This is a genomic window from Saccharopolyspora sp. NPDC049426 (genome assembly GCF_040676935.1).
Classification (GTDB): Bacteria; Actinomycetota; Actinomycetes; order Mycobacteriales; family Pseudonocardiaceae; genus Saccharopolyspora.
In genome coordinates, this window is sequence record NZ_JBFAPZ010000005.1 from 136,795 (window position 1) to 154,469 (window position 17,675).

The window sequence follows — 17,675 nt, forward strand, 5'->3', positions numbered from 1 at the left end:
AGGTGTAGCACTGATTGTCCACAGGGGATCAATTCATCCACAGATTCGGAAATCTGTTTGGCATTTCAGCTCGGGATGGGCAACGTGGAGTTCATCCCGTTCCCGGAATGGTTGGTGCTGAGCAGTTTTCACCCCTCCGGAACGGGAATCGTCGATTCGATTCCCGAGGAGGTTCCCGTGGGCACCGAGAAGATCACCGCGCCGCTGTCCGATCACCTGGCGGGCGGGCGCAGGCACGAGCTGGGCAGGGTGGGCGAGCGGATGGCCGCCGAGCTCCTGGAGCGGAGCGGGCTGATCGTGCTGGACCGCAACTGGCGATGCTCGCGCGGTGAGCTCGACATCGTCGCCACCGATGGGGACGTCGTGGTGTTCTGCGAGGTCAAAGCGCGATCGGGGGTGGACTACGGCGGCCCGTTGCACGCCATCGGCCCGGACAAGATCGCCCGGGTGCGGGGTGTGGCCAGGGCGTGGCTCTCCGAGCGCGACCTGGTCGGTTGCCGGGTCCGCTTCGACGTCGTCTCGGTGCTGTGGCCACCGGGCGAGACCGCGCGCGTCGAGCACCTCGCGGGGGTGTTCTGAGATGGCGCTGCGCAAGACGTGGGCCGTCGCCCTGTTCGGGGTCGACGGCGTGCTGGTGGAGATCGAGGCCGACGTGCGTTCCGGGCTTCCTTCCGTGCAGCTGATCGGCCTGCCCGACAGCGCGCTGAAGGAGGCCAAGAACAGGGTGTGCGCGGCCATCCAGAACTGCCGGGAGGAGTGGCCGACGGACCGGGTCATCACGCTCGCGCTGTCGCCGGCCGCCCTGCCCAAGGGCGGAACGTCCTACGACCTGGCGCTGGCCTGCGCGGTGCTGGCCGCCAGCGAGCAGGTGCCGCCGCACCGGCTGCGGGGCACGGTGCTGTTCGGCGAGCTCGCCCTGGACGGTCGGCTGCGCGGGGTGCGAGGGCTGCTGCCCGCGTTGCTGGCCGCTCGCCGGTCGGGTGTGCGGCGCGCTGTGGTGCCGGTGGAGGGCTTGGGCGAGGCGCACCTGGTGGACGGCATCGAGATCCTCGGCGCCGAGCACCTGCGGGAGGTGATCGCTTGGCTGCGCGAGTTGGCGGAGCTGCGCGAGGACCCGCCGCCGGTGATCGAGCCGGGGAGCGAGGACGTGCCGGACCTGTCCGATGTGCTCGGTCAGCCGGAAGCGCGCTGGGCGCTGGAGGTCGCCGCCGCCGGTGGCCACCACCTGCTCATGGTGGGGCCGCCGGGAACCGGCAAGACGATGCTGGCCAAGCGGCTGTGCGGGCTGCTCCCCGAACTGACCGTTCCCGAATCCCTGGAGGTCACGGCCCTGCGGTCGCTGAGCGAGGAGTCCACCGAGTTCCTGGTGCGCAGACCGCCCTTCGTGGCCCCGCACCCGTCGCTGTCGATCCCGGCGCTCATCGGCGGCGGCACGGGGCTGGCCAGGCCGGGAGCCGTCAGCCGGGCGCACCGGGGGATCTTGCTGCTGGACGAGGCGTGCGAGCTCGGACCGAAGCGGCTGGAGGCGTTGCGCACGGCTCTGGAGGAAGGAGAGATCAGGCTGGCCCGTCGTGACGGGACGCTGCGCTACCCGGCGCGGTTCCAGCTGGTGCTGGCCACGAACCCGTGCCCCTGCGCGCCGCCTCGCGAGCTGGACTGCCAGTGCGCTCCGCAGGCGCGGCGGCGTTACCTGGGCAAGCTGTCCGGTCCGTTGCTGGACCGGGTGGACCTGCGAGTGCGCACTCGGCCGATCTCGGCGATGAGCACGGGCGCGGGCACCGAGCCGGAGAGCACGGCGGTGGTGCGCGAGCGGGTCGAGCGGGCGCGGACGATGGCGCGGGAGCGGTGGGCCGATCACGGCTGGCACACCAACACGGAGGTCCCAGGGCCGGTCTTGCGCAAGGAGTTCGCGCTTCCCGAGCAGACGACGGCGCTGCTGGAACGTGGGTTGGAGGCGGGAGCGATCACCGCGCGCGGAGCCGACCGGTGCTTGCGGGTGGCGTGGACGCTGGCGGATCTCGACGCGAGTCCTTGGCCGACGGCGGATCACGTCGCCGCCGCACTGGAGTTCCGGGACAGGAGGGCGGTGTGATGGGTGCGTGGGCTTCGCTGAGCGAGAAGACCAGGCAGGAACTGCTGCAGGCCAGGGCTTTCCTGTCGGCGGTGGCCGAGCCACCGGCACGGGCCCTGGTGCGCTTCGTCGCCGAACGCGGTGCGCGGGGTGCCGTGGACGCGATCGTGCGGCGGCGGGCGCCGGAAGCGGTGCTGGCGGAGGTGGAGGCGAGGCGCGATGCCGTGTCGGGCGAGCGGCTGCTGCGGGCGGGCGAGGCGGCGGGGCTCCGGCTGTTCATCCCGGAGCGGCCGGATTGGCCGTGCGAGGCGTTCTCCGAGCTCACCGGCGCACGCGAGATGGAGCTGCCGGACATGGCCGAGCCGCTCGCGCTGTGGGTGCGCGGGCGGGCTGAGCCGGCGGAGTGCACCGAGCGCGCGGTGGCCGTGGTGGGCGCTCGCGCGGCGTCCGGGTACGGCGAGCACGTGGCGGCGGAGTTCGGCCACGACCTGTCCGCGGCGGGGTTCACGGTGGTCTCAGGTGCGGCCTACGGCATCGACGGTGCGGCACACCGGGGCGCGCTGTCGGCCGGTGGGCGCACGGTGGCGTTCCTGGCCTGCGGTGCGGACGTGGACTACCCGGCCGGGCACGGCAGGTTGCTGCGCGCCATCGCCGACCAGGGCGCGGTGATCAGCGAGTACCCGCCGGGGACGCCACCGCGCAAGCACCGGTTCCTGGTGCGCAACCGGCTGATCGCGGCGATGGGCCGGGCGACCGTCGTGGTGGAGGCGGGTGCGCGCAGCGGTGCGGCCAACACCGCCAACACCGCGGATCTGCTGGGGCGTCCGGTGCTGGCGGTGCCGGGACCGGTCACCTCGCAGAACTCGGTCGGTTGCCACGCGATGGTGCGCTCGGGACAGGCGGTGCTGGTCACCCGCACCGAGGAGGTCGTCGAGCTGCTCAGCCCGCTGGGGGTGAGCCCGGCGGAGGAGGTCGCGGCCCGGTCGCGCGCCACGGACCGGCTGCACCCCGACGCGAGGCGGGTTCACGACGCGCTGAGGGGCGTGGAGTCGGCCGGGAACGAGGAGCTCGCCCGTGACTGCGGGCTGCCGCTGGGGCGCGTGCGGGCCGTGCTCGTCGAGCTGGAACTCGATGGTTTCGCGAAACGGACGGAAAGCGGGTGGATTGCGATCACGAGCTGAGGAGAAAGATGGAGGAAAGGTAAGTGAAAGAAATTCCGAAGAATGGAAGGGGAAACCGACTCCGATCTGCGTGTTCGGTAGCGGACAGCCGTCCTGCACAGCGATTTTCGTGACAACACGTAATGGCATGATTTCGCAACGTGAGTTCTGAAACAGGGCAATTCGCGTGGCGATGCTTGACCGACGAATCGATTGCGACGAGCGTCGAGGGCATGACCGGTGGACGTCCCGCGCGAGCGAGCCGACCCGACCTCCGCGAGGTTCGGGCCGGGCTGCCTGAAGAGCTGCGCTCCGCTGTGGACTCCTTCGAACGGCACCTCGAACTCGAACGCGGGCTCTCCGCGCACACCGTGCGCGGATACGTGACCGACGTCGTCTCGCTGCTGTCCCATCTGGCCGGGGTCGCGGGCGACGCCGGGGTGCGGGGACTCGACCTGTCGGTGTTGCGGGAATGGCTGTCCACCCAGCACAGCGCGGGTGTCAGCAGATCGACGCTGGCCCGCAGGACGGCGTCCGCGCGCGCGTTCACGGCGTGGGCGTTCAAAACCGGTCTGCTTCCCACCGATCCCGGCCCGAGGCTGGCCGTTCCCTCGCGTCCGCGCAGGCTGCCGCCGGTCCTGCGCGCTGACCAGGCCGGCGAGGCGATGAGCGCTTCGGCATCCGGCGCCGAGCAGGGCGATCCGGTTGCTCTCCGTGATCACGCGGTCGTGGAAGTGCTGTACGCCACCGGTGTTCGGGTGGCCGAACTGTGCGGACTGGACGTCGGCGATGTGGACCGTGAAAGACGTGTGCTTCGCGTCATCGGCAAGGGCGACAAGGAGCGCGCTGTGCCGTTCGGCCTGCCCGCCGATGCGGCACTCGGTCGTTGGCTCCACAGCGGGCGGCCTAAACTGCTGCATGACCCGTCAAACTCAGCGTTGTTCCTGGGAGTCCGGGGTGGACGCCTCGATCCCAGGACAGCGCGGCGGACGGTGCACGACGCCGTCGGCGCGGTCGGCGGAGCGCCCGATCTCGGGCCGCACGGACTTCGGCACTCGGCTGCGACCCATTTGTTGGAAGGTGGCGCAGACCTCCGTAGCGTTCAGGAGTTGCTTGGTCACGCTACGCTCGCAACGACCCAGCTTTACACCCACGTGACCGTTGAACGGCTGAAGGCGATCCATGACCGAACCCACCCCCGTTCCTGACCATGCCGGGGGCGGCGCCAACACGGTGGCCGCGAGATCGAACTCGGCACCGGTGAGCGCCCGCGACCAGAACGGTGCGGCCAACGGACACCGGCCGAAGCTGCCCGGTGCGCTCGCGCTGGCCACCGTCGAGTCGGCGTGGGGAACCAACGGCCAGCGCAGCGGCGACGAGGTCGAAGCAGGCATCGTCGCGCTGTGGCAGGCGTTCGGGGAACGGCCGACCCAGGAGCTGCGCGACCGGCTGGTGCTGCACTACGCGCCGCTGGTCAAGTACGTCGCCGGACGTGTGGGCACCGGCCTGCCCTCGCACGTGGAGATCTCCGACCTGATCCAGTCCGGGATATTCGGCCTGGTCGACGCGATCGAGAAGTTCGAGCCCGAGCGCGGGCTGAAGTTCGAGACCTACGCGATGCAGCGCATCCGGGGTGCGATCCTCGACGACCTGCGCGCCCAGGACTGGGTGCCGCGCTCGGTGCGCAGCCGCGCGCGCGACGTGGAACGGGCGCTGGAACGCCTGGAGGCCAAGCTCCAGCGCACGGCCACGGACGCGGAACTCGCCCAAGAGCTCGAACTGTCCCTCGAAGAGCTGCGCGAGCTGTTCGCGCAGCTGCAGATGACCAGCGTCGTCGCGCTGGACGACCTGATCGGCGCCGGCCACGCGCAGGCGTCGCTGGCCGAGACGCTGCCGGACGACCGCGCCGAGGACCCGGTGGCGGCCCTGGTCGATCGCGACAGCCGCCGCCAGCTCGCCGAGGCCGTCGAGCGGCTCAGCGAGCGGGACCGGGTCGTGGTGACCCTCTACTACTTCGAGAACCTCACCCTCGCCGAGATCGGCCGGGTCCTGGGCGTCACCGAATCCCGCGTCTGCCAGCTGCACACCCGAGCGGTCCTGCGCCTGCGCACGAAGCTGACCGAACCCGGCTGATCGCCGCGTCACCAGGGCAGCAGCCGCACGCGGCCGGGTGCGATCAGGTCCAGTGGATCCCGGTATCGCTCGCCGTCCCGCAGGCCCCAGTGCAGGCAGGCGCGGGCCGCGCAGCCGGGATGGCCGGGTTCCAGGTGGCCGATCACCTGACCCCGCGCGACCCGGTCGCCCGCGGTGACGTCCGGGGCGACCGGTTCGTAACTGGTGCGCAGTCCTCCTGCGTGCTCGACCGACACCACCTCGCGGTCGACCAGCCAGCCTGCGTGCACCACGACTCCGTCGGCGGCGGCCAGCACCGGCTGTCCGGCCTCGCCGACCAGGTCGACTCCGCGATGTCCCGGGCCGAACGCCGAATCGGGCGCCTCGAACGGCCGTGCTACCGCGGGTGGCGGGGCCAGCGGCCAGCCGAAACCCGCGGCTGAGCTCGGCTCGGCGGACCGTGCCGGCGATGCCGGTGGGGCGGCCGCCGCGGTGAGGGCGGCGGAGCAGGCCAGGGCGGCCCCGGAGAGGATCGCGATCAGGATTCGCATGGATCCAACGTGGCCCGCCCGAGTCGGCGATGACCAGGAGCTACGGCGAATCTGTGGACAAACCGGACCGCTGTGGACAACTGCTGGTGCGCGGTCGGGTGGTGGGTTGCGCGTCCAGTACACTGTTCACGCGGTTTCGTGTCCGCGCGAACCGACTACGCGTGCCCGCGCGTAGGCCGCCGCTCAGGTGGTTCCGGAATCTTCCGGGTCCCTGTCGGCAGGCCACCGGGTCCTTCGCGGTCCCGCCCCTGTTCCAGGGGGGGTGGGTGGGGGATCTGGGCCGGGCACCAGGGCGGCGAGTCACCCGGCTCGTCGCGGCAACTCAAACGCGCGCCCGGTGATGGGCGCGCCCGACTCAAGAGGTGAACACAGGCCATGGCCGTCGTCACCATGAAGCAGCTGCTCGACAGCGGCGTGCACTTCGGGCACCAGACCCGTCGGTGGAACCCGAAGATGAAGCGCTACATCTTCACCGAGCGCAACGGCATCTACATCATCGACCTGCAGCAGACGCTGACCTACATCGATGGTGCGTTCGACTTCATCAAGCAGACCGTCGCCCACGGGGGCACGATCCTGTTCGTCGGCACCAAGAAGCAGGCGCAGGAAGCGATCTCCGAGCAGGCTCTGCGGGTCGGCATGCCGTACGTCAACCAGCGCTGGCTGGGCGGCATGCTCACCAACTTCCAGACCGTTCACCGCCGTCTGCAGCGTCTCAAGGAACTCGAGACCATGGAGCAGACCGGTGGCTTCGAGGGTCGCACCAAGAAGGAGATCTTGATGCTGACCCGCGAGAAGGACAAGCTGGAGAAGACGCTCGGCGGTATCCGCGACATGTCCAAGGTGCCCAGCGCCGTGTGGATCGTGGACACCAAGAAGGAGCACATCGCCGTTGGTGAGGCTCGCAAGCTGGGCATCCCGGTTGTCGCGATCCTGGACACCAACTGCGACCCGGACGAGGTGGACTACCCGATCCCGGGCAACGACGACGCGATCCGCTCCGCCGCGCTGCTGACCCGCGTTGTCGCCGATGGTGTTGCCGAGGGCCTGATGGCCCGCAGCGGCCGCAACAACGGCGCCTCCGAGGGTGGCGAGGAGAAGCCGGCCGGCGGCGAGCCGCTGGCCGAGTGGGAGAAGGAACTGCTGGCCGGTTCCGGCCAGGCCACCGAGGGTGGCGAGCAGCAGCCCGCGCAGTCCTGATCACTCGCGCTGCGCACCCGCCGAAGTTCAGCGGGTGCGCAGCGCGATCAGGCTTCCCGCCAGTCACACTGGCAACCGACCCACGCCGGGCCGAGAGCACGGCCGTTGATCGCGGCGCATCGCGCGGTGCCGGGTCGAGCATTCGCAAAAGATCTTCCACCTCCGTATCAACAGGGACGGACTACGCACGATGGCGAACTTCAGTGCGGCCGACGTCAAGCGTCTTCGCGAGCTGACCGGCGCCGGCATGATGGACTGCAAGAAGGCTCTTGAGGAGAACGAGGGCGACTTCGACAAGGCTGTCGAGAGCCTGCGCATCAAGGGTGCCAAGGACGTGGGCAAGCGCGCCGAGCGCGCCACTGCCGAGGGCCTGGTCGCCGCCGAGGGCGGCGTGCTGATCGAGATCAACAGCGAGACGGACTTCGTCGCCAAGAACGACGAGTTCATCGAGCTGGCCAACAAGGTCGTTGCAGCGGCCGCCGCCGCGGGTGCGACCGACGTCGACTCCGCGCTGGCCGCGAAGCTGGACGACAAGACCGTGGCCGACGCCGTGCAGGAGCTCTCCGCCAAGATCGGCGAGAAGCTGGAGCTGCGCCGGGTCCAGAAGTTCGACGGTCAGGTGGCCACCTACCTGCACCGCCGCTCCGCGGACCTGCCCCCGGCGGTCGGCGTGCTGGTCGAGTACACCGGTGACGACGCGGACGCCGCTCGCGGTGCCGCGATGCAGGTCGCCGCGCTCAAGCCGACCTACCTCTCCCGCGACGAGGTCCCCGAGGACATCCAGGCCAACGAGCGCCGGATCGCCGAGGAGACCGCCAAGGAGGAGGGCAAGCCGGAGAAGGCCATCCCGAAGATCATCGAGGGTCGCCTCAACGGCTTCTTCAAGGAGAACTGCCTGCTGGACCAGCCGTCCGTGCAGGACAACAAGAAGACCGTCAAGGCCCTGCTGGACGAGGCCGGTGTGACCGTGACCGGGTTCGTCCGGTTCGAGGTCGGACAGGCCTGATCCCGCGCCGCGGCGGCTGCCGGCCGCACCCCCTCGGGGTTCGGCCGGCGCACCGGCCCCGGCGGCCGTGGAAGACGGCACGGCGCCCCGCCTTCGTTGTTCGAGGCGGGGCGCTTTTGCAAGGTAAGGGCGGTTCCGCGGTCGCGGTGCCGCGCCGGGTATCGGTCGCTCACGAGGCGGGTAACCGGTTCACAACCCGCACATCAGTTGACGAAGTGCACACTCAAGACCTCGCGGGAGGATTTCAAGTGACCGACGACGGCCCGGCGAAGCGTGGTTACGGTCGCGTGCTGCTCAAGCTCGGCGGCGAGATGTTCGGCGGCGGCAGCGTCGGAATCGATCCCGAAGTGGTCGCCACCGTGGCCCGCCAGATCGGCGAGATCGTCGCCGACGGGGTCGAGGTGGCCATCGTGATCGGCGGTGGGAACTTCTTCCGCGGTGCGGAGCTGCAGCAGCGCGGCATGGACCGCGCGCGCGGCGACTACATGGCGATGCTGGGCACGGTGATGAACTGCCTGGCCCTGCAGGACTTCCTGGAACGCGAGCACGGGATCGACACCAGGGTGATGACCGCGATCACCATGGGTCAGGTCGCCGAGCCCTACATCCCGCGGCGCGCGATGCGGCACATGGAGAAGGGCCGCGTGGTCATCTTCGGCGCCGGCACCGGCATGCCGTACTTCTCCACCGACACCACCGCCGCGCAGCGGGCGCTGGAGATCGGCTGCGAGGTCGTGCTGATGGCCAAGGCCGTCGACGGCGTTTACACGGCCGATCCCAAGACCACGCCGGACGCGAAGCTGTTCGAGCACATCACTCACCGCGAAGTGCTGGAACGCGGACTGAAGGTCGCCGACGCCACGGCGTTCAGCCTGTGCATGGACAACGACATGCCGATCCTGGTGTTCAACCTCCTGGAGGAAGGAAACATCGCCCGGGCGGTCGGCGGTGAGAAGATCGGAACGCTGGTCAGCACCCCGGGCACCGAGCAGCTTTGATGGTGCTGGATCCTGATCTGGTCGCGGGGCCGCCTGGGAGGCGAGCCGAGCGACGCGCAACACTTGCAAAGTCCACTGGTCGGCAGACTTAAGGAGCAGCCGTGATCGACGAAGCTCTTCTCGAAGGCGAGGAGAAGATGCAAAAGGCTGTGGAGGTGGCCAAGGATGAGCTGGCCTCCGTCCGCACCGGTCGCGCGAACCCCGCGATGTTCTCCGGCATCGTCGTCGACTACTACGGATCGCCGACGCCGCTGAACCAGCTCGCCAGCGTCTCCGTCCCGGAGGCTCGGCTGGTCGTCATCAAGCCTTACGACGGCAGCCAGATCCAGGCGATGGAGAAGGCGATCCGCGACTCCGACCTCGGGGTCAACCCGTCCAACGACGGCCAGCTGATCCGCGTCGCGATCCCGCAGATGACCGAGGAACGCCGCAAGGAGATGGTCAAGCTCGCCAAGACCAAGGGCGAGGAAGGCCGGGTCACCATCCGCGGCATCCGCCGGAAGGTGAAGGAAGAGATCGAGCGCATCGTCAAGGACGGCGAAGCCGGCGAGGACGAGGGTTCGCGTGCGGAGAAGGAACTCGACAACCTGACCCACCGCTACACCGGTCAGGTCGACGACTTGCTCAAGCACAAGGAAGCGGAACTCCTCGAGGTCTGAGTGGTGACGCCCGGCCAGTGTGCAGACGAGTCCGGAATGTCGGCCGACGACGTTCCGGACCCGCCTTCGCGTCCATCCCGGGCCGGTCGTGACCTCCGCGCCGCCATCGGCGTCGGGGTCGTGCTCGGGGCGGCCGTCATTCTCTCGTTGCTGATGGTGCGATTCGTGTTCATCGGCATCGCCGCCGCGGCTGCCCTGGTGTCGACCATCGAACTGGCACAGGCCGTGCGACGCGCGGCGGGCATCCGGGTCTCGTTAGTCCCGGTGCTGGTCGGCGGGCAGGCCATGATGTGGCTGTCCTGGCCGTTCGGGCTGCGCGGCATCCTGATCTCGTTCGCGATCACCGTGCTGGGCTGCCTGGTCTGGCGGTTCCGCAACGGCATCGACGGATACTTGCGCGACGTGACCGCCTCGGTGTTCACCGCCGCCTACGTGCCGCTGTTCACGGCGTTCGCCGCGATGCTGGTGCGCCCGGAGGACGGTGCGTTCCGGGCGCTGGTGTTCCTGATCTGCGTGGTCGCCTCGGACACCGGTGGGTACGCGTTCGGCGTGCTGTTCGGCAAGCACCCGATGGCGCCTGTGATCAGCCCGAAGAAATCCTGGGAGGGCTTCGGCGGGTCGCTGGTCGGTGGCGTCCTGGCCGGAGCGCTGTCGGTGTGGTTGCTGCTCGACGGCCAGTGGTGGATGGGCGTGCTGGTCGGCGCCGCGCTGGTGTGCAGCGCGACGGTCGGCGACCTGATGGAGTCGGTGATCAAGCGCGACCTGGGCATCAAGGACATGGGCAACCTGCTGCCCGGCCACGGTGGCCTGATGGACCGGATGGATTCGCTGCTCCCGTCGGCACCGCTGGCGTGGATGATGCTGTTCTGGCTCATCCCCAGCTGATGCGGACCTGGCGGGAGAAGCAGGCTCCGGAGGTCACGCCGAGCCCGAACATCTGGAACTGGCCCGAGGTCTACGAGGCGGAGAACCACGCCCAGGACTCGGTGGGGGCGTTGTGGAAGGCGTTGCGCGCCGAGCGCGACTGGGCCGGTCTGGACGTGGTCGACGTGGGCTGCGGCGACGGCTTCCACCTGCCCGTTTTCGCCGCCACGGCCCGTTCGGTGATCGGAGTCGAACCGCACGAGCCGCTGGCCGAACGCGCTCGCGCCCGCATGTCGGGCACGCCGGGCGTGGACGTCCGGGTCGCTCCCGCCCAGCGCCTCCCGCTGGCCGACGGCAGCGTTGATCTGCTGCACGCGCGCACGGCGTACTTCTTCGGGCCGGGCTGCGAGGCGGGCCTGGCCGAGGCGGAGCGGGTGCTACGTCCGGGCGGCACGATCGCGATCGTCGACCTGGACACGGCGAGCCCGCCCTACGGCGACTGGATGCGCGCCGACGCCCCGCAGATCGATCCGGGGAAGATCGAGTCGTTCTTCACCCGCCACCACTTCACCAGCACGACGGTGCCCACGCTCTGGCGCTTCCACGATCGTCGGACGTTGGAGGCGGTCCTGCGCATCGAGTTCTCCGCCAAGACGGCGGCCCGGGCTGCGGCTGAGTCGCCGGGCAGGACCATCCCGGTCACCTACCGCCTCCGAACCCGCACCAAACCCGCGGGCTTGCTCGCGCCTTGAGTGCCCTGGGCGGTTTTGGTCTGAACCGTCCGGACGAATCGGACATCGATCATGGACGGTTCGGACCAAACCCGCCCGCCACGGCACCTCTCGCGCGCGGGGTTCCGGATTTCAATGGAAATCCGTGCCCGGATCTCAGTGGAAATCGGGACACGGATTTCAGCGGAAATCGGTCAGAAGGTCTCGCCGGCGGGTTGCCGGGTGACGGCGTTGACGCGGTTGAAGAGGTTGGACAGACCGATCATGAGCGTCAGGGCCGCGATCTGCTCCTCGTCGTAGTGCTCGGTGATCCGCTTCCAGAGCTCGTCGTCGACGGCGTCGCCCCTGTCGGCGAGACGGGTCGTGGCCTCGGCCAGCTCCAGCGCGGCGCGCTCGCCGTCGTCGAAGAAGGGGGCCTCCCGCCAAGCGGCCACCGCCCAGAGCTTGTCGTCGCTGGTCCCGAGCTCCTTGAGCTGCTTGGAGCTGTAGTGCGCGCAGAAGCTGCACCCGTTGATCTGGCTGGAGCGCAGGTGCACCAGTTCCAGGGTCTCCGCCGGGATGTCGACCGAGTGAACGGTCTTCAGCAGCGCCTGGATCGACTTGAACGCGTCCGGCAGGAGCATCGCGGGGTTGTTCATCCGTGCTTGCATGAGTGCCTCCCTGTCACATGAGCCGGTCCCGGCTCGTCTACCCCCATGACGGGCGGCGACGGAGGAACGTGACCGATGGACGACAGCGATTTCCTGGCGAAGCGGTTCGAGCAGCACCGCAGGCGGTTGAAGGCAGTCGCGCTGCGGATGCTCGGTTCGCACGCCGAGGCCGAGGACGCTGTGCAGGAGGCGTGGTTGCGCGTGGACCGCGCGGGCGCCGACGACGTCGCCAACCTGGGCGGCTGGCTGACCACGATCGTCGGCCGGGTCTGCCTGGACATGCTCCGCGCCCGCCGCTCCAGGCCCGAGCAGCCTGCCGACGACCTGCCCGAGCCGTCGGACGGGCCGACGCCGGAAGCGGAAGCGGTGATGGCCGACTCCGTCGGGTTGGCCCTGTTCGTCGTGCTCGACGCGCTCGAACCTGCCGAGCGCCTCGCGTTCGTCCTGCACGACATGTTCGCGGTGCCCTTCGACGACATCGCCCCGATCGTGGGACGCAGCTCGACGGCCACCCGCCAGCTCGCCAGCCGCGCCCGCCGCCGCGTTCGGCAGAGCGGACAGCCGGAACCCGATCTGGTCGCGCAGCGCGAGGTCGTCGACGCGTTCCTGCGCGCCGCCCGCGAAGGTGACTTCGAGGGTCTGCTGAACGTGCTCGACCCGGACGTGGTGCTGCGCGCCGATCAGCGCGCGGTGGACCTCGCCGCCCGCGCCCGCAAGGCCGGTGCCCCCGCGCTCACGGCGGAGTCGCGCGGTGCCGACGTCGTGGCCGAGGCGTTCCAGAACGGCGCCAAGCTGGCGCGTCCGGCGCTGGTCGGCGACTCCATCGGCGCGGCCTACGCGCCTCGCGGCAAGGCGCACTCGGTCTTCGTCGTGACCGTCCACGACGGCCGGATCACCGAGATCGAGGTCATCGGCGACCGCGACCACATCGCGGAACTCGACCCGCTGGTGCTGGACTGATCACTCGGGGGTGAGCCGGTCGGTGTCGATGACGGTGAAGGTGGCGCCGACCACGTCCCGCACCACGGCCATTCGCCCGTACGGGGAGTCGGTCGGTTCGCGCAGCACCTCGCCGCCCAGCGACTGGGCCTTGGCGACCGCGGCGTCGGCGTCGTGGTCGGGGTTGACCTGGAAGTACAGCTGCCAGTGCGACGGGACGTCGGCGGGCAGCGACCGGCTCGACTCGAAGCGGCCCAGCATCGGCTGGTCGCCGACGTGCCAGACGGTGAAGTCGAAATCGCTGCCCGGCTCGCCGATCTGCTCCTGCCGGTAGCCCAGCAGCTCCGCGTAGAAGGAGTCGACCGCCGAGGCGTCGCGGGTGTGCACCTCGGCCCAGCACAGCGCACCCGCTCGGGCCCAGCCGAACACCGCGTTCTCCGGTGCTTCCCACAGGCCCACGACCGCCCCACCCGGGTCCTCGGCGATCAGGAACATCTCGTGACCGGGGGTTTCGGTCGGCGGGACGAGGACCTTCCCTCCCAACGCCCGGATCCGCTCGGTCGCGCGTCGGGTCGACTCGCACTCCAGGTACAGCGTCCACGCCGTCGGGATGTGGTCGGAATCCGGCTTCAGCAGCCCGGCCACCGGTGTGTCGTCCCGGAACGCGATGCTGTACTCGCAGCGCTGCACCCAGCGCCAGCCGAACAGCCCGGTGTAGAACTCGCGCGCGGCTTCGACGTCGTGCGACGTCAGGTCGGTCCACCCGGGTGCACCCAGTGCGATGCTCACAGCGATCACTCCCGAAAACGGCGCCAGAGGCCCCTCGACGCGTTCGAGCGGGCCCTTTCTGTAGGCAGCGTCACGTCTTCGCGGCCCTCCCGCAATGCGAAGCCCCCGAATGACGGCTTGATCGCCGTCCGACCGCGTGATCGACTGGGCGATGTCGTATGCACGTAGTCGGGTTTTTCGGGAGCAGCCATGGCATTCCGCGCGGCGCAGCCGGTGACCGCGGGCCTCAGCCGGCTTGCTCAGTTGGACCGTCACGAGCGCGCCCGCATCATCCGGCAGCTGTGCCGGCAGCACCCCGTGTTCCGCTCGATGCTCCGGCAGGCGACCATCGCGCGAGCGGTCGCGTTCGGGTCCGCCCTGGCCCTGGGTGCTTCGGTGATCACGCTGGCTCAGGCGTTGAACATGTGGATCACCGCGAGCCTGATCTTCGCCGGAATGGGCGGATTCTGCTACGTGGCCGTGTCGTTGACCAGCAGCCGATTCGACCTGCTCATGGCGGTGCTCGGCGCGCACCGGACCGATGAGCTGCACAGCAGGCTGGTCACCGAGCAGATCTACGGCGAAGAGGTCGCACAGGCGGAGCCGCTACCGGACTGCCCGCCGCAGCAGGTGGTGTGCTCCCACGCGATCGGTTCCCGGCTGACCGGCGAACCTAGTTCTGCACACTGATCGACAGCGCCGCGACGATCTCGTCGCCGACGAAGTGGGTTTCGGCGTGCGGGGGCTCCCCGACGCGCACCACCAGCGGTCCGCCGAAGGGCTTGCGCTCCACGATCTCGATCCGCGAACCCAGCGTCATGCCGTGCTCGGTGAGGTAGCGCAGCAGCTCGGAGTCGGTGTCCCAGACGCGCGCGATGGTGCCCACGGTGCCGGGCTCGATCTGGTCGAGCTGCAGGGTCTTGGGCGCGGGGATCAGGCCGTCGGCGGTGGGGATCGGGTCGCCGTGCGGGTCGATGGTGGGGTTGCCCAGCTTGGCGGAGATGTGCTCGACGAGCTCGTCGGAGACGGCGTGCTCCAGCGCGTCGGCTTCGGTGTGCACCGCGTCCCAGCTGTAGTCGAGCTCCTCGACCAGGAACAGCTCGATCAGCCGATGCCTGCGCAACACGGAGTGCGCGAGCCTGCGGCCTTCGGTGGTGAGCTCGACGCTGCGGTAGCGGACGTGGGTGACCAGGCCCAGCTGGTCCAGCTTGTTGATCATGCCCGAGACCGAGGATGGGCTGAGTCCGAGTCGCGCGGTCAGCGTCGCGTTGGTGACGGGTTCGCCCCGTTCGCTGAGCCCGTAGATCGCCCGGAGGTAGTCCTCCACCGAAGGCGACGGGCGCTCGGTTTCGCTCGGCATGACTTTCACGATACGGGCGGCGCCGTTCCCGCGGTCGTTCGGTCACCGACGACCGACCGTCGCCGCAGCGCTCGGGGCACGAGCCCCTGCCCGGGGGCCAGCAGGTAGGCCAGGGCGAACACCACCGACTGGCAGACCACGATCATCCCGCCGGTCGAGGTGTCGACGTGGAAGCTCAGGTAGGTGCCCGTCACCGCGCACAGCACCGACAGGCCGGCGGCCGTCGCCAACATCTGCGGGAACCTCTTGGTCAGCAGGAACGCGGTCGCCCCTGGAGTGATCAGCATGGCGGTGACGAGCACGACCCCGACCGCCTGCAGGGCGACCACCACGGTCAGCGCCAGCATCGCTAGCAGCAGGGTGCTGATCCGCCTCGGCGAGATGCCGATCGCGTGCGCGTGCGTGGGGTCGAAGGCGTAGAGCGTGAGGTCGCGGCGCTTGAGCAGCGCCACCGCCAGCACCGCGGCGGCGATGATCAGGACCTGGGTGATGTCGAAGTCGGTGACGCCCAGGACGTTGCCGAACAGGATGTGGTTGAGGTCGACCTGGCTGGGGATTCGCGACACCAGGACCAGGCCCAGCGCGAACAAGCCGGTGAAGACCACGCCGATCGCCGCGTCGCCCTTGAGCTTGGTGGTGTTGCGGACGCCCGCGATCAGCCCGACCGCGAGGCTGCCGAACAGGAACGCCCCCACCGAGAACGGCATCCCCAGCACGTAGGCGAGCACCACCCCCGGCAGCACGGCATGCGAGACCGCGTCGCCCAGCAGCGACCAGCCGATCAACGTCACCCAGCACGACAGCACCGCGCACACCAGCCCTGCGACGAGGCTGACCAGCAGTGCCCGCTGCATGAACCCGAACTGCAGGGGTTCGATCAGCCACTCGATCATCGCGCCTCCACCCCGAACGTGCGGGCCAGCACCTCGGGTGCGAGCACTTCGTCGATCGCGCCGTGGGCGATCACGCGCTGTTGCAGCAGGACCGCTTCGTCGCACAGCTCAGGCACGCTGGCCAGGTCGTGGGTGGAGATGACCACGGTGCGCCCTTCGTCGCGCAGCTCCCGCAGCAGGTCGCTGATCGTCGCCTCGGACTTCTTGTCGACCCCGGCGAAGGGCTCGTCGAGGAACAGCAGCCGCGCGTCCTGCGCGATGCCGCGCGCGACGAAGGTCCGCTTGCGCTGGCCGCCGGAGAGCTCGCCGATGGGCCGGGCGGCGAGGTCGGTGAGTCCCACGCGGGTCAGCGCCGCGCGCATCGCGGCCTTGTCGGCGCGGCGCGCGCGCCGGGTGAGCCCGAGGTGCCCGTAGCGGCCCATCAGCACCACGTCGGCGACCGTCACCGGGAACGTCCAGTCCACCGCCTCGGACTGCGGGACGTAGGCGAGCAGTCCTTCGCGCCGCGCCTGCTTGCGGTCGCGGTCCATGATCCGGATGTTGCCCGCATCCGGTTTGACCAGGCCCATCAGGGATTTGAAGAACGTGGACTTGCCCGATCCGTTCATCCCCAGCAGGCCGCAGATGCGACCTTCGCGGATGTCCACCGAGACGTCGTCGAGGGCGAGCACGTCGCCGTAGCGGACGGTCACGTGGTGGGCGCTGATGGCGGTCAAGGTGTCCCTCCGCGCAGTCCGGCGACGATGACGTGCGCGTCGTGGCGCAACAGGTCGAGGTAGGTCGGGACCGGCCCCTCGGGGCCGGACAGCGAGTCGACGTAGAGCTTCCCGCCCAGCTTGGCGCCGGTTTCGCGGGCCACCTGGCGTTGCGGGCCGTCGTTGACGGTGGATTCGCAGAACACCGTCGGGACCCCGTTGGCGCGGACGAACCGGGTGGTGTCCTTGATCTGCTGCGGCGTCCCCTCGGATTCGCTGTTGACCGGCCACAGGTACGCCTCGCTCATGCCGGTGTCGCGCGTCAGGTAGGAGAAGGCTCCTTCGCAGCTGACCAGCGCCCGCCGCGACTCGGGCAGCGCGGCGAGCTCGTCGCGCAGGTAGCGGTCGATCTCGGCGAGCCGGGCCAGGTAGGCGTCGGCGTTCGCGCGGAAGGTCGCCTCGTGCGCGGGGTCGATCCGGATGAAGGTGTTGGTGATGTTGGCGACGTAGATCGCGGCGGTGCGCGGGGACATCCACGCGTGCGGGTTGGCCTTGCCCTGGTACTCGCCGCTGCGGATCGGAACGGGCTCGACGCCTTGGCTGAGCGTCACGTGCTCGGCCTCGCTGCGCTGCACGAACCGGTCGAACCAGCGCTCCAGGCCGAGCCCGTTGTTCAGCACCACGTCGGCCTTGGCGGCTTTGAGCATGTCGCTGGGCGTGGGTTCGTACTCGTGGATCTCCGCGCCGGGTTTGGTGATCGACTCGACGACGAGGGCGTCGCCGGCGATGTTGCGCGCCATGTCCGCGAGCACGGTGAAGGTGGTGACGACGTGCTTGCGGCCGTCATCGGGCTTGCTCAGGCCGGTGCTGCACGCCGACACCAGCATCGCGACCACGACCAGGACGGCCGTGTTTCGGCGACTCGCAAGTCCAGGTTTCGCCACGCCGAAAACCATACATCGGGAGGCCGCGAAGACCAACGGGTCCGCTCAACCGGCTGCCCATCAAGGTCGTCCGC

The 17,675-nt window shown here is 69.7% G+C and carries 20 protein-coding genes; 13 read left to right on the top strand and 7 right to left on the bottom strand.

Going from position 1 to position 17,675, the window contains the following annotated elements; translation table 11 throughout:
• Positions 1–177 precede the first annotated feature (177 nt).
• From AB0J78_RS12405 to whiG, 5 genes are all read left to right on the top strand, one after another.
• Positions 178–579: a YraN family protein gene (locus AB0J78_RS12405; protein ID WP_363789017.1), complete on the top strand. Its 402-nt coding sequence runs from the start codon at positions 178–180 to the stop codon at positions 577–579.
• 1 nt (position 580) lies between these two features.
• Entirely contained in the window at positions 581–2,092 is a 1,512-nt protein-coding gene (locus AB0J78_RS12410) for a YifB family Mg chelatase-like AAA ATPase (RefSeq protein WP_363789018.1), read from the top strand.
• Complete coding sequence (gene dprA / locus AB0J78_RS12415; RefSeq protein WP_363789019.1) at positions 2,092–3,252, top strand: DNA-processing protein DprA; 1,161 nt, start codon at positions 2,092–2,094, stop codon at positions 3,250–3,252. Before AB0J78_RS12410 ends, dprA begins: the two co-directional genes overlap by 1 nt.
• Positions 3,253–3,464: 212 nt before the next feature.
• Positions 3,465–4,439, top strand: coding sequence for a tyrosine recombinase XerC (locus AB0J78_RS12420; RefSeq protein WP_363789020.1), 975 nt, complete (start codon positions 3,465–3,467; stop codon positions 4,437–4,439).
• The gene (gene whiG / locus AB0J78_RS12425; protein ID WP_363789021.1) at positions 4,414–5,364 is read left to right on the top strand and encodes an RNA polymerase sigma factor WhiG; all 951 of its coding nucleotides are present in this window, start codon (positions 4,414–4,416) and stop codon (positions 5,362–5,364) included. Before AB0J78_RS12420 ends, whiG begins: the two co-directional genes overlap by 26 nt.
• An 8-nt stretch (positions 5,365–5,372) precedes the next feature.
• Here the strand turns inward: whiG and AB0J78_RS12430 are convergent, their stop codons facing one another.
• Complete coding sequence (locus AB0J78_RS12430; protein ID WP_363789022.1) at positions 5,373–5,894, bottom strand: M23 family metallopeptidase; 522 nt, start codon at positions 5,892–5,894, stop codon at positions 5,373–5,375.
• 375 nt (positions 5,895–6,269) lie between these two features.
• Between AB0J78_RS12430 and rpsB the strand changes: the two genes are divergently transcribed.
• The 6 genes from rpsB to AB0J78_RS12460 all read left to right on the top strand — a co-directional run bounded on the left by rpsB (position 6,270) and on the right by AB0J78_RS12460 (position 11,373).
• Entirely contained in the window at positions 6,270–7,094 is an 825-nt protein-coding gene (gene rpsB, locus AB0J78_RS12435; protein ID WP_132620855.1) for a 30S ribosomal protein S2, read from the top strand.
• A gap of 190 nt (positions 7,095–7,284) precedes the next feature.
• Positions 7,285–8,100, top strand: coding sequence for a translation elongation factor Ts (gene tsf, locus AB0J78_RS12440; protein ID WP_363789023.1), 816 nt, complete (start codon positions 7,285–7,287; stop codon positions 8,098–8,100).
• Positions 8,101–8,348: 248 nt separating this feature from the next.
• Positions 8,349–9,098, top strand: coding sequence for a UMP kinase (pyrH, locus tag AB0J78_RS12445; RefSeq protein ID WP_132677784.1), 750 nt, complete (start codon positions 8,349–8,351; stop codon positions 9,096–9,098).
• Positions 9,099–9,199: 101 nt separating this feature from the next.
• Positions 9,200–9,757: a ribosome recycling factor gene (frr, locus tag AB0J78_RS12450; RefSeq protein WP_132620852.1), complete on the top strand. Its 558-nt coding sequence runs from the start codon at positions 9,200–9,202 to the stop codon at positions 9,755–9,757.
• A 36-nt stretch (positions 9,758–9,793) separates the two neighbouring features.
• A complete protein-coding gene (locus tag AB0J78_RS12455) occupies positions 9,794–10,642 on the top strand; it encodes a phosphatidate cytidylyltransferase (protein ID WP_363789024.1) in 849 nt (282 codons plus the stop codon).
• Positions 10,642–11,373, top strand: coding sequence for a class I SAM-dependent methyltransferase (locus AB0J78_RS12460; protein ID WP_363789025.1), 732 nt, complete (start codon positions 10,642–10,644; stop codon positions 11,371–11,373). The genes AB0J78_RS12455 and AB0J78_RS12460 overlap by 1 nt, the downstream gene beginning before the upstream one ends.
• A gap of 173 nt (positions 11,374–11,546) precedes the next feature.
• Here the strand turns inward: AB0J78_RS12460 and AB0J78_RS12465 are convergent, their stop codons facing one another.
• A complete protein-coding gene (locus AB0J78_RS12465) occupies positions 11,547–12,002 on the bottom strand; it encodes a carboxymuconolactone decarboxylase family protein (protein WP_363789026.1) in 456 nt (151 codons plus the stop codon).
• Positions 12,003–12,077: 75 nt separating this feature from the next.
• On the opposite strand from AB0J78_RS12465, the gene AB0J78_RS12470 reads away from it, so the two are divergent.
• Positions 12,078–12,962 (top strand): sigma-70 family RNA polymerase sigma factor, encoded by an 885-nt coding sequence (locus AB0J78_RS12470; protein ID WP_363789027.1) that lies wholly within the window; start codon positions 12,078–12,080, stop codon positions 12,960–12,962.
• Here the strand turns inward: AB0J78_RS12470 and AB0J78_RS12475 are convergent, their stop codons facing one another.
• Positions 12,963–13,730, bottom strand: a complete 768-nt coding sequence (locus tag AB0J78_RS12475; protein WP_363789028.1) for a VOC family protein — start codon at positions 13,728–13,730, stop codon at positions 12,963–12,965.
• A gap of 189 nt (positions 13,731–13,919) precedes the next feature.
• Between AB0J78_RS12475 and AB0J78_RS12480 the strand changes: the two genes are divergently transcribed.
• The gene (locus AB0J78_RS12480; protein WP_363789029.1) at positions 13,920–14,399 is read left to right on the top strand and encodes a hypothetical protein; all 480 of its coding nucleotides are present in this window, start codon (positions 13,920–13,922) and stop codon (positions 14,397–14,399) included.
• Here the strand turns inward: AB0J78_RS12480 and AB0J78_RS12485 are convergent.
• Genes AB0J78_RS12485 through AB0J78_RS12500 form a run of 4 tightly spaced genes read right to left on the bottom strand, consistent with a single transcriptional unit; the run spans position 14,383 to position 17,601 of the window.
• Positions 14,383–15,069 carry a metal-dependent transcriptional regulator gene (locus AB0J78_RS12485; protein WP_363789030.1) on the bottom strand — a complete coding sequence of 229 codons (687 nt, stop codon included), beginning with the start codon at positions 15,067–15,069 and terminating at the stop codon, positions 14,383–14,385. The genes AB0J78_RS12480 and AB0J78_RS12485 overlap by 17 nt on opposite strands.
• A 5-nt stretch (positions 15,070–15,074) precedes the next feature.
• A complete protein-coding gene (locus tag AB0J78_RS12490) occupies positions 15,075–15,962 on the bottom strand; it encodes a metal ABC transporter permease (protein WP_363789031.1) in 888 nt (295 codons plus the stop codon).
• A complete protein-coding gene (locus AB0J78_RS12495) occupies positions 15,959–16,678 on the bottom strand; it encodes a metal ABC transporter ATP-binding protein (protein WP_363789032.1) in 720 nt (239 codons plus the stop codon). The genes AB0J78_RS12490 and AB0J78_RS12495 overlap by 4 nt, the downstream gene beginning before the upstream one ends.
• A complete protein-coding gene (locus AB0J78_RS12500) occupies positions 16,675–17,601 on the bottom strand; it encodes a metal ABC transporter substrate-binding protein (protein WP_363789033.1) in 927 nt (308 codons plus the stop codon). The genes AB0J78_RS12495 and AB0J78_RS12500 overlap by 4 nt, the downstream gene beginning before the upstream one ends.
• Between the last annotated feature and the right edge of the window lie 74 nt (positions 17,602–17,675).

Coding starts and splice junctions, on each gene's coding strand:
- AB0J78_RS12410 (WP_363789018.1), top strand. CDS start 581: ATGGCGCTGCGCAAGACGTGGGCCGTCGCCCTGTTCGGGGTCGACGGC.
- dprA (WP_363789019.1), top strand. CDS start 2,092: ATGGGTGCGTGGGCTTCGCTGAGCGAGAAGACCAGGCAGGAACTGCTG.
- AB0J78_RS12420 (WP_363789020.1), top strand. CDS start 3,465: ATGACCGGTGGACGTCCCGCGCGAGCGAGCCGACCCGACCTCCGCGAG.
- whiG (WP_363789021.1), top strand. CDS start 4,414: ATGACCGAACCCACCCCCGTTCCTGACCATGCCGGGGGCGGCGCCAAC.
- AB0J78_RS12430 (WP_363789022.1), bottom strand. CDS start 5,894: ATGCGAATCCTGATCGCGATCCTCTCCGGGGCCGCCCTGGCCTGCTCC.
- rpsB (WP_132620855.1), top strand. CDS start 6,270: ATGGCCGTCGTCACCATGAAGCAGCTGCTCGACAGCGGCGTGCACTTC.
- tsf (WP_363789023.1), top strand. CDS start 7,285: ATGGCGAACTTCAGTGCGGCCGACGTCAAGCGTCTTCGCGAGCTGACC.
- AB0J78_RS12455 (WP_363789024.1), top strand. CDS start 9,794: ATGTCGGCCGACGACGTTCCGGACCCGCCTTCGCGTCCATCCCGGGCC.
- AB0J78_RS12460 (WP_363789025.1), top strand. CDS start 10,642: ATGCGGACCTGGCGGGAGAAGCAGGCTCCGGAGGTCACGCCGAGCCCG.
- AB0J78_RS12465 (WP_363789026.1), bottom strand. CDS start 12,002: ATGCAAGCACGGATGAACAACCCCGCGATGCTCCTGCCGGACGCGTTC.
- AB0J78_RS12470 (WP_363789027.1), top strand. CDS start 12,078: ATGGACGACAGCGATTTCCTGGCGAAGCGGTTCGAGCAGCACCGCAGG.
- AB0J78_RS12480 (WP_363789029.1), top strand. CDS start 13,920: ATGGCATTCCGCGCGGCGCAGCCGGTGACCGCGGGCCTCAGCCGGCTT.
- AB0J78_RS12485 (WP_363789030.1), bottom strand. CDS start 15,069: ATGCCGAGCGAAACCGAGCGCCCGTCGCCTTCGGTGGAGGACTACCTC.
- AB0J78_RS12490 (WP_363789031.1), bottom strand. CDS start 15,962: ATGATCGAGTGGCTGATCGAACCCCTGCAGTTCGGGTTCATGCAGCGG.